Source organism: Bradyrhizobium sp. STM 3809 (genome assembly GCF_000239795.1).
Classification (GTDB): domain Bacteria; phylum Pseudomonadota; class Alphaproteobacteria; order Rhizobiales; family Xanthobacteraceae; genus Bradyrhizobium.
This window is the reverse complement of record NZ_CAFJ01000005.1, coordinates 1-8,199: the sequence shown is the minus strand read 5'-3', so window position 1 is coordinate 8,199 and position 8,199 is coordinate 1. Positions and strand designations below refer to the sequence as shown.

Annotated in this window: 7 protein-coding genes; all 7 read right to left on the bottom strand. The window is 65.7% G+C overall.

Features of this window, described 5'->3' with window-relative positions:
* The coding region (locus BRAS3809_RS00260; RefSeq protein WP_035654701.1) for an LpxI family protein at positions 1-779 on the bottom strand (779 nt) is incomplete at its 3' end.
* A gap of 5 nt (positions 780-784) precedes the next feature.
* The gene (lpxA, locus tag BRAS3809_RS00255) at positions 785-1,597 is read right to left on the bottom strand and encodes an acyl-ACP--UDP-N-acetylglucosamine O-acyltransferase (RefSeq protein ID WP_008960094.1); all 813 of its coding nucleotides are present in this window, start codon (positions 1,595-1,597) and stop codon (positions 785-787) included.
* A gap of 29 nt (positions 1,598-1,626) precedes the next feature.
* Positions 1,627-2,085, bottom strand: a complete 459-nt coding sequence (gene fabZ, locus BRAS3809_RS00250) for a 3-hydroxyacyl-ACP dehydratase FabZ (protein WP_006611100.1) — start codon at positions 2,083-2,085, stop codon at positions 1,627-1,629.
* Complete coding sequence (lpxD, locus tag BRAS3809_RS00245; protein WP_008960093.1) at positions 2,085-3,152, bottom strand: UDP-3-O-(3-hydroxymyristoyl)glucosamine N-acyltransferase; 1,068 nt, start codon at positions 3,150-3,152, stop codon at positions 2,085-2,087. Before lpxD ends, fabZ begins: the two co-directional genes overlap by 1 nt.
* Positions 3,153-3,264: 112 nt before the next feature.
* A complete protein-coding gene (gene bamA / locus BRAS3809_RS00240; RefSeq protein ID WP_008960092.1) occupies positions 3,265-5,826 on the bottom strand; it encodes an outer membrane protein assembly factor BamA in 2,562 nt (853 codons plus the stop codon).
* Positions 5,827-5,998: 172 nt separating this feature from the next.
* Positions 5,999-7,150: an RIP metalloprotease RseP gene (gene rseP, locus BRAS3809_RS00235; protein WP_008960091.1), complete on the bottom strand. Its 1,152-nt coding sequence runs from the start codon at positions 7,148-7,150 to the stop codon at positions 5,999-6,001.
* Between the two features lie 39 nt (positions 7,151-7,189).
* Positions 7,190-8,199 (bottom strand): 1-deoxy-D-xylulose-5-phosphate reductoisomerase (dxr, locus tag BRAS3809_RS00230; RefSeq protein ID WP_035654698.1); only part of this gene is annotated, 1,010 nt, incomplete at its 5' end.

Genomic DNA, 8,199 nt, shown 5'->3' with positions numbered 1-8,199 from the left:
TGGGCCGATGCGACGGCAACGCCGGCGAGGCCGGCCGCGGCAAGCCCTTCGACCGTGCGCGGACCGATGGTCGGCAGGTCGTAGCGCAGGTCCTGGCCGGCCTTCGGCGCCTTCACCAGCACGCCGCGCCCGACCGCCGAGCGGATGCGGCGGTCGGCGCGCAGGCGCGCCACGCGGGCCAGCAGGCCGTCCGTGCCCTCGATGTCCTCCAGCGCGACGACGTGGCCGTCGATCACCACGACCGCCTGCCCGACGTCGAACGGCGCCATCGCGCGCAGCACGGACATTCCCTTGGCGATGTCGCCGGTGACCAGATCGTTCGGCCGGCTCCGCGTCAGAGGCCCTTCGGGCACGAGCAAATTGGGCGCGACGTCCTTGACGCCGATCATGTGGAAGCCATGGCGCTCGAAGATGCGGCCGACGCCGGACAGCAGGTGATCGTCACCGCCACGGAAGGCCGACCAGATATAGGGCAGCTCGCGCAGGGTGCCCCAGTCGAAGCGGATCTCGGAGACCGCGGGGCGTACGAGGTTGCCGATGAACATCAGGTCGCGGACGCCCTCGGCCTTGAGCAGCTTCAGGGCGTTGCCGAGCTGGCCGAGGCCGATCCAGTGATGGCGGAAGCGCGCCAGCGGCTTGGGATCGCAGATGCCCTTCAGCGCAAACAGCACCGGCGTCTGGCCGCGCGCAACGATGGCGTCGGCGACCGCAAAGGGCAGCACGCCGCCGGCTGCAATCAGGCCGACAGGCGCCGTGGTCTCGCTGGCCGGCCCGCCCATGACCGTCAGGCCTCGGCGGGCGCGGATCTGCCGATCTCCGGCAGACACAATGCGCGATGGCGGCCCCCGTCGATGAAGGCCAGGATCTCGGCGATCGCGGGATCGTCACCGGCCATCGGGCGCACCGCCGCGAGGCGATCGGCGAACACGCCGGGGCCGTGGAACAGCTTCTGATAGAAGGCGCGGACGGTGGCGAGGCGCTCGCGGGTGAACTTGCGCCGCTTCATGCCGATGACGTTGAGGCCCTCCAGCGCGGCGTACTGGCCGTTGACGAGACCGTAGGGGATGATGTCGCCGCGCACGCCGCACACGCCGCCGACCATCACGCCGTGGCCGATGCGGGTGAACTGATGCACCGCCGAGAGACCGCCGATGTAGACGGCATCGCCGACCTCGACATGACCGCCGAGCGTCGCCGAGGTCGCGAAGATCACGTTGTTGCCGACGACGCAGTCATGGGCGACATGGGCGTTGTTCATGAAGAACCCGCCATTGCCCACCTTGGTCAGGCCGCCGCCCTTGGTGGTGCCGATGTTCATCGTCACGCCCTCGCGGAAGGTGCAGCCGGAGCCGATCTCGAGCCGGTGCGGCTCGCCGCGATAGCTGAGATCCTGCGGCGCACCGCCGAGCACGACGAACGGCGAGATGACGTTGTCGTCGCCGATCGTGGTGTGGCCCATGATCTGGACGTGACTGATCAGCTTGCAGTTCGCGCCGATCACGACGTTCGGGCCGATGATGCAGTAGGGACCGATCACGGTGCCCTCGCCGATCACGGCGCCGTCCTCGACACGCGCGGTGGGATCAATCTTGCTCATCTCAACGCAACCAACTCTCTCTCGGCACGTCAGTCGGTCAGCATCGCGCCGACATCGGCCTCGGCGACGACGACGCCATCCACCTTGGCGTCACCGTGAAACCACCACATCGTCTTGCGGCGGCCGATCGAACGCATGTGGTACTCAATGGTCTGGCCCGGCAGCACCGGCTTGCGGAACTTGCACTTGTCGATGGTCAGGAAATACACCGCGCGCGGCTTTTCCGTGCCCTCGACCGACTTGATGCCGATCACGCCCGCGGTCTGGGCCATGCCCTCGATCATCAGCACGCCCGGATAGACCGGCCGCTCCGGGAAATGGCCCTGGAAGCACGGCTCGTTGAAAGAGACGTTCTTGACGCCGATGCCGCTGTAGTCGGCGCGGATATTCTTCACGCGGTCGATCAGGAGAAACGGGTTACGATGCGGCAGCGTCTTCAGAATCTCGTTGATGTCGATGTCCGCAAATTTGATGGGTGACTCCTCCATCACTCCCGTCCTTCGTCCCTGCTCGTTGCCGCCTGATCACGCACCAGCCGTTCCACCGCAACGATCTCGCGGAACCACTGCTTGGTCGGCTTGGCGAAGAAGCCGCCCCACCGGCCGTTCGGCGGGATGTCGTCCTTGACGCCGCTCATCGCGGTGACCTGGGCGCCATCGCCGATCGTCAGGTGATTGTTGATGCCGACCTTCGCCCCAAGCGCGACGTTGTCGCCGATCGTGAGGCTTCCTGCCAGCCCGATCTGGGCCGCCAGCAGGCAATGCCGGCCGATTGTGACATTGTGGCCGATCTGCACCTGGTTGTCGATCTTGGTGCCCTCGCCGATCACGGTGTCGCGCAGGCTGCCGCGGTCGATGGTGGTGCCGGCACCGACCTCGACGTGGTTCTGGATGATCACCCGTCCGGTCTGCGGCACCTTGGTATGGCCATTGGCGCCGAAGAAGATGAAGCCGTAGCCGTCCTGGCCGATGCTGCAGCCGGGATGGATCAGGACGTCGTTGCCGATCAGCGCGCATTGGATGACGGTGCGGGCGCCGACATTGCAGTCGCGGCCGATCTTGACGTGCGCCCCGATGACGGCGCCGGCTCCGACGATGGTGCCTGAGCCGATCTCGACATGGGCGCCGATCACCGCCAGCGGCTCGACGATGACACCGTCCTCCAGCCGGGCGCTGGGGTCGATGATCGCCTGGGGCGAGATGCCGTCGTCGCCGAACCAGGGCTGCGGCCGCAACGCATCGGCGTGGAATTCGCGGGCCAGCTGCACGAAGGCGCGGAACGGCTGGTTGGCCCTGACCACTGCGACATGCGCCGGCACGCGGCCCTCGAAACGGGGGCTGACGAGACAGGCGCCGGCCTTGGTCCGGGCCAGCTGGTCGGCGTATTTGAGGTTGTCGAAGAACGCCAGATGCATCGGCCCGGCCTCGTCGAGCGAGGCCAAGCCCTTGATGATCTTCTCGCCCTGAGAGGGGTCGACGAGCACCGCGTTCGCCTTGGCCGCGATCGCCGCCAGAGTCGCCGGGGGTGGAGATTGGAAGAAGGTCGGCTGGGCCATCCCGTCACACTCTCAAAACGTCAGAGCCCGGCTCCAGTCTCCCGGAACCGAGCTCTCATCTCTTACACCGGCCGGGTTGGTCGATGCCAACCCGGATTTGTTTCGCTCAGGCTCAGAACGAGGTACCGCCGCCGAACCGGAACTCCTGGGTCCGGTCGAACTGACCCTTGGTGAGCGGGATCGCGTAGTCGAAGCGCAGCGGACCGAACGGCGACGCCCACACCAGACCCACACCGACCGAGCTGCGGACCTTGTTCTGGTCGTCGAACTGCAGGCCGAGGCAGGTGCCGGCATTGGCCGGCGCCGTGGCCGTGGCGCGGGTCGGTGCCCGGCAGCCTGCGACGTTGACCTCGCCCGTGGCCGCCCAGGATGTCGGGCCCTGATAGCCCCACAGGCCGCCGGCGTCGGCATAAACCGCACCCTTCAGACCCGTCTCCTTGGGAAGGAACCAGAACGGCATCTGGAATTCGAGCGAAGCGCCCCAATACTTGGTGCCGCCCAGCGCGTCCTGCGTGCCGAACGGATTGATGTCACGCGGACCAATGCCGTTCGGAGCGAAGCCGCGGACCAGGTTCGGACCCATCTGGAAGTGATCAAGCATGCGCAGCTGCGTGTTGCCGATCTTGTTCAGGATGCCGCCCTGCAGGTGGACGATGCTGACGATGTCCGACACCAGCGGGGTGAAGTACTTCGCATCGAACGCCGTCTTCAGGTAGGACACGTCGCCGCCGACACCCGCGAAGTCCTGCTTGAAGTCGACCAGCAGACCGTCGGTGGGGTTCTTGTTGTTGTCGAGCGTGTTGTAGTTCAGCGTGTAGCCGAGCGCCGAGGTCAGGGTTGCGCCCTTCGCCAGCTCCTGACGGACCGGCAGCGAGGCCTCGCCATTCGCGAAGCAGCCCAGGCCGTTATTGCCGGTCGGATCGACGCCGCCGAGGTTGCCATTGATGAACGCCGGCGTCGGGTTGAACGGCACGAAGCGGTTGCCGATCATGGTGCCGGCAGCAACGTTGTTACAGTCCGACAGCGTCGTCGGCAGCGAGATCTCCTGGCGGTAGATCGAGTAGCGCAGCTGCAGCGACAGGTCCTCGCGGAGCTGGAAGCCGAGGCGCGGGCTGAAGCCGAGCGTCTTGGTGCCGTAGGAGATGAAGTTGTTGGCGAGCTGCTGGCGCTGGTAGAGGTCGAGGCCCAGCGCGACCCGGTAGTCGAGCAGATAGGGCTCGACGAACGACAGCGAGTAGCCGCGGGCGAACTGGCCGTAGGTCACGGACGCCTTGGCGAACAGGCCGCGGCCCAGGAAGTTGCGCTCGGAGATCGAGACCTCGGCCAATGCGCCGTCGGTGGTCGAATAGCCGCCCGAGATCGAGAAGTCGCCCGTCGACTTCTCCTCGAGATTGACGACCAGGATGACGCGGTCGCTCGACGAGCCAGGCTCGGTCGAAATCTTGACGTCCTTGAAGAAGTCGAGGTTCTTCAGGCGCCGCTCGGCGCGGTCGACCAGGGCGCGGTTGTAGGCGTCGCCCTCGGAGATGTCGAACTCGCGGCGGATGACGTAGTCGCGGGTCCGGGTGTTGCCGCGGATGTTGATGCGCTCGATATAGGTGCGCGGGCCCTCATCGATGGCGAACACGACGGAGACGGTATGGGCCTCGAAGTTGCGGTCGCCGCGCGGCCGGACCACCGCGAACGCGTAACCGCGCCGCGAGGCCTCGATCTGCATCTCCTCGACCGATTTCTCGATGTTCTCGACGTTGTACAGCGAGCCGACGCTGACACGCGAGTAGCCGCGCAGCGAGTTGGGATCGAGCGTCGAAATCGTCGATTGGAAGTCGACCGAACCGACCCGGTACTGCTGACCCTCTTCGATCTTGAAGGTCACCATGAAGCCCTTGCGCTCGGGATCGTACTCGCTCAGCGCGGCGACCACCTGCACGTCGGCATAGCCGTTCTTGAGATAGAAGCGGCGAATCAGATCGCGATCGGCCTCGACGCGGTCCGGATCGTAGACGTCGCCGGAGCCGAGGAAGCTCAGCAGGTTGGTTTCGCGGGTCTTGATCACGTCCTTGAGGCGATAGGACGAGAACGCGTTGTTGCCGACGAACTCGATCGACTTCACGCCGGTCTTCGGGCCTTCCTCGATCGTGAAGATCAGGTCGACGCGGTTGTTCGGCTGCTCGATGAACTCGGGCGTGACGCGCACGTCATAGCGGCCGGAGCGGCGATAGATCTCGGCGATGCGCTGCGCGTCCGACTGCACCATCGGCTTGGACAGCGTGCCGCGCGGCTTCGACTGCACCTCGGCCTGCAGCTGCTCGTCCTTGACCTTCTTGTTGCCCTCGAATGCGACGCGTCCGATCACCGGGTTCTCGACCACGGTCACGACCAGCCGGCCGCCCTGGCGGTTGATCTTCACGTCCGAGAACAGGCCGGTCTCGATCAGGGCCTTGAGGCCGTCGTCGATCCGGCCGGCATCCAGCGTGCCGCCCGGTCCGGGCTTGAAGTAGGAGCGGATGGTCTCCAGCTCGACGCGGCGGTTGCCCACCACGTCGATCGAGTTGACCGTCTGAGCCGCGGCTGGCGACGACATGACCACGCTCGCCAGCGGCAAAGCCACCGGAACGGCGAACATGATAAAGGCGGCCGCCAAGCCCCCCCGCACCCGCAATCCGAACTTCATGCGCTACGCGCCCTTATTCCGATGCCGGTCCAGTACCCCTACCGAGCCGACAGATTCCCATTTGTCGTTCGCTTGTAACCAATTTGCCGTGGACGGCAAACGCCGGATTTCTCCGAATTTTCAAGTTCGTTTCAAAACGTTGCCTATCCGCCACGTCGTAAAAAAGCCGCCTTCAGGACCCGGCGATGTGGAGGATGTCGTTATAGGTCGTGAACACCAGCAGCATGAGGATCAGGCCCAGGCCGATTCGGAACCCCATTTCCTGGGCCCGCTCGGACAACGGACGGCCGCGAACCGCCTCCACCCCGTAAAACAACAGGTGTCCGCCATCGAGCAGTGGAACCGGGAACAGGTTCAGCAGCCCGATCGAGACCGAGATCATCGCGCACCAGTTCACCAGAACCTGGAACCCGAGGCTCGCCGCCTGCCCCGACAGCTGAGCGATTCGGATCGTTCCGCCCAGCTCTCCGGCATTCCCGGTTCCCGAGAGCAGCGAGGCGATGAACTTGAAGGTTGTGGTGATGATGAACGCGACCTGCTCGAAGCCGAACTTGATCGATTCGAGGAACCCGACCGGAACCGACCGTGATTCGTCCGGCTTGGCGTTGTACTGGATCCCCAGCACCCCGATCCGGTGCGTGTTGCCGAACGAATCCTTGCGCTCCTGTAGCGCCGGGGTCGCCTTCAGGGTGATCTCCGAGCCGTCGCGCTTGACCACGAAGGTCAGCTCGGTTCCGGCGCTGAGCGAGACGATGCGCTGCATGTCGCCGAAGGTCTCGATCGCCCGGCCGTCGATCGAGGCGATGACGTCGCCGGTCTTGAAGCCGGCGGCGGCGGCGACGCTGTCCGGCTGGACGGCATCGACCCGCGGCGTCGTATTGGGCTTGCCGTAATACAGCGCCATGCCGGCAAAGATGATCACGGCCAGGATGAAATTGGCGATCGGGCCGGCCGCGACGATCGCGGCGCGCTGCCCGACGGTCTTGTGGTGGAAGCTGTCGGCGCGCTCCTCGGCCGTCATCTTGGCCAGGGCTTCGCCTGAGGGGGTGGAGGCTTCGGATTCGTCACCGAAGAACTTCACATAACCGCCGAGCGGAACCGCCGAGATCTTCCAGCGGGTGTTGTGCCGGTCATTGAAACCGATCAGTTCTGGGCCAAATCCGAGCGAAAACGTCAACACTTTCACGCCGGCCCAGCGCGCGATCAGGAAGTGACCGAGCTCGTGGAAGAACACGACGATGGTGAGGACGAACAGGAAGGGGATGATGTAGCCGAGCAGGCCGTTGCTCAAGGTGCTGAAAATATGATGGAAAAATTCGGACATCGATGACCTTCCCGATGGGCCTGCGGCCCGTCCAACCCTTTAAGATGCTTTTACGGCGATTTGAGGCAAGAGCCCCGCGGCCCTTTTTCGCGCATCATGGTCAATGGCGATGGCGTCGTCGGCGGATGCAAGCGGTGCCAAATTACCAGACCGCGTCCAGTCATTCAGGGTCGCCTCGACCAGCCGGGCAATGGCGCCGAACCGGATATGGCCGCCGATGAACGCCGCCACCGCAATCTCGTTCGCCGCGTTGTACACGGTGGTGGCGCCGCGCCCGGTGCGCAGCGAGTCATAGGCCAGCCGCAAGCCGGGGAACCGCTCGAAATCGGGGGCCTCGAAGGTCAGGGTGCCGATCTTGGCGAGGTCGAGCCGCGCCGACGGTCCCTTGATGCGCTCCGGCCAGCCGAGGCAATGGGCGATCGGGATCCGCATGTCCGGGGCGCCGAGCTGGGCAACCACCGAACGGTCGGAGAACTCGACCATGCCGTGGACGATCGACTGCGGATGCACCAGCACGTCGATCTCGTCAGGCGACAGCGCGAACAGGTACGAGGCTTCGATCACTTCGAGGCCCTTGTTCATCATCGAGGCCGAATCGATCGTGATCTTCTGCCCCATGCTCCAGTTCGGGTGCTTCAGCGCCTGGGCGAGCGTCGCCTGCTCGATGTCCTGGGGAGCCCAGGTGCGGAACGGCCCGCCGGAGGCGGTGATGATGACGCGGACCAGCTCCTCGCGATTGCCCGAGGACAGCGCCTGGAACAGCGCGTTGTGCTCCGAATCGGCCGGCAGGATGCAGGCATTGGCCTGCGCGGCGCGCTGCATGAAGAAATCGCCGGCACAGACCAGGCATTCCTTGTTGGCGAGCGCGACGGTGGCCCCGCGGTCGACGGCGGCGAGCGCCGGCTTCAGGCCGGCGGCGCCGGACACGGCGGCCATGACCCAGTCGGCCGGCCGCGCGGCGGCCTCGATGATCGCGCTCTCCCCTGCCCCGCATGCGATGCCGGTGCCGGCCAGCGCCTCGCGCAACTCGCCGAGCCGGGCCGGATCGG

What these genes read in the sequence shown, in the direction of transcription:
- lpxA (WP_008960094.1), bottom strand. Translation starts at nt 1,597, where the DNA reads ATGAGCAAGATTGATCCCACCGCGCGTGTCGAGGACGGCGCCGTGATC.
- fabZ (WP_006611100.1), bottom strand. Translation starts at nt 2,085, where the DNA reads ATGGAGGAGTCACCCATCAAATTTGCGGACATCGACATCAACGAGATT.
- lpxD (WP_008960093.1), bottom strand. Translation starts at nt 3,152, where the DNA reads ATGGCCCAGCCGACCTTCTTCCAATCTCCACCCCCGGCGACTCTGGCG.
- bamA (WP_008960092.1), bottom strand. Translation starts at nt 5,826, where the DNA reads ATGAAGTTCGGATTGCGGGTGCGGGGGGGCTTGGCGGCCGCCTTTATC.
- rseP (WP_008960091.1), bottom strand. Translation starts at nt 7,150, where the DNA reads ATGTCCGAATTTTTCCATCATATTTTCAGCACCTTGAGCAACGGCCTG.